This window comes from Streptococcus sp. GMD6S, assembly GCF_000297015.1.
On record NZ_AJRH01000118.1, the window covers coordinates 1 to 1,787 of the forward strand.

Sequence of the window (1,787 nt, forward strand, 5' to 3'; positions counted from 1 at the left end):
TTTTGACTCATCGTCTTCTCCTTTTTAATTGAAAATGCTTACAGATATAGTATAACAAAATCGTCCATTTTGTGCAAAGGTTTGCATTAACTTCCTAGAAATTATTCTGATTTATGGTTTCCAAAGACCAGAACCATCTACGTAGTATCTGCCACCATCAACTCGCTCATTCTTTGCCATTTTACCATCTGATTTCAAATAGTAATTTCCTTGCCAAGTATTACGAGCGTATGAACCATCTGATTTCAAGTAGTACCAAGATTGATAAGAAGAGTCATATATCCACTCACCTTGTGCCATTTTACCGTTCGCTTTGAGATAAAAAGCGCCTTGCCAAGCATTTTGGGCATAGGATCCATCTGATTTCAAATAATACCAAGCTTGGTATGATGAATCATAAATCCATTCACTTTGAGCCATCTTTCCGTTTGCTTTAAGGTAGTAACTTCCTATCCATGTGTTTCGTGCATACGAACCATCCGATTTGAGATAATACCATCCCTTGTAATATGAGTCATATATCCACTCACTCTGAGCCATTGTTCCATCTGATTTGAGATAGTAATCTCCTTTCCAAGAATTGGTTACTAGATTACCATTGTCAGAATAATAATACCAATATCTATCCTGCTTAACCCATCCACTAGAAGAAACTCTATTCTGTGGACTAGACTGGCGTGGTTTAAAGACTCCCCGAGGTGCATTTGCACGTTCACAAGCTATCCCATCACCATCTTTGTCTAGTCTTGAAGAATATCCAGGCTCTCCTCTATGGATATCAGAATAACCATTTTCCCATGCTTCTTTACAACTAGAAAAATGAATATTTTCTTCTGCACTAACCGGTTGAGCAAACAAACCTAAAATTGGAAAAACAGTAAGAATCACTTTCAGCAAAATTGTTTTTTTCATCATTTCCTCCTATAAAATGACATCGTTTTCTTTTTATTTTATCAAACTTAATTCAACAATTCAATATATACATTATATTTTTTGATTTATAAAGTTTATTTAGAATTCACTTCCAACTCATACAAGCCTCTGACTGCATTAGAGCCATAGATAGTTTCCGCTTGGTCCAAGTCTGGCACAGTCAGAACTTTTTCCTCTGCCTGTCCTGTTTCCAGCAAATGCTGGCGGTAGATTCCTGGCAAAATCCCTAGATTGATAGGAGGTGTGTAGAGCTTACCATTAATTTTTAAGACCAGATTTCCAATAGAGGTTTCAAGCAATTCTCCTGCTACATTATGGTAAATGATTTCCTGTTCCCCTAGACTTAAGTGTGGTCTATGGGTTGTTTTAAAGTAGGTAAATGATTGATTCAAATCTGCCTCTTGCAGACAAAGTTTGGCTTTGCAGAAACTTGGACTGAAGGGTGTTAAGATTTGGCGACTGAGTTCTATCTCTCCCGATTTGCTGAGACTAATTCGTAAGCGGTAGTCTTGATTAACATCACAAACTTGACACTCTTTCTCTATCTTTTGTCTCAGGTTTTCTGGATCAAAAGGATAGGCAAAATATCGACTAGCCTTTGTCAGTCTTTCCAGATGTTGATCTTCAAACAGCAGTTGTTTTTGGCTGATTTTCCCAGTCGTAATCAGTTGGAAACGTGCTTGTTTACGATAGAGAACAGCCGCCTTTTGATGAACCTCACGGTATTCAGATTCCCAAGTGCTATCCCAAGTAATCCCTCCGCCAACTCCATAGATGGCTTTTTCTTGGTACAGTTGAATAGTCCGAATGGCGACATTGAAAATCCGTCGTCCATTTGGAAGCAAGAGACCAAT

At 38.1% G+C, this 1,787-nt stretch carries 2 protein-coding genes; both read right to left on the minus strand.

Annotated elements, in window-relative coordinates; translation table 11 throughout:
- Positions 1-111: 111 nt before the first annotated feature.
- Complete coding sequence (locus tag GMD6S_RS08935) at positions 112-912, minus strand: excalibur calcium-binding domain-containing protein (protein ID WP_000751033.1); 801 nt, start codon at positions 910-912, stop codon at positions 112-114.
- Between the two features lie 95 nt (positions 913-1,007).
- Positions 1,008-1,787 (minus strand): aminotransferase class IV (locus tag GMD6S_RS08940; protein WP_000530233.1); only part of this gene is annotated, 780 nt, incomplete at its 5' end.

What these genes read in the sequence shown, in the direction of transcription:
- GMD6S_RS08935 (WP_000751033.1), bottom strand. Translation starts at nt 912, where the DNA reads ATGAAAAAAACAATTTTGCTGAAAGTGATTCTTACTGTTTTTCCAATT.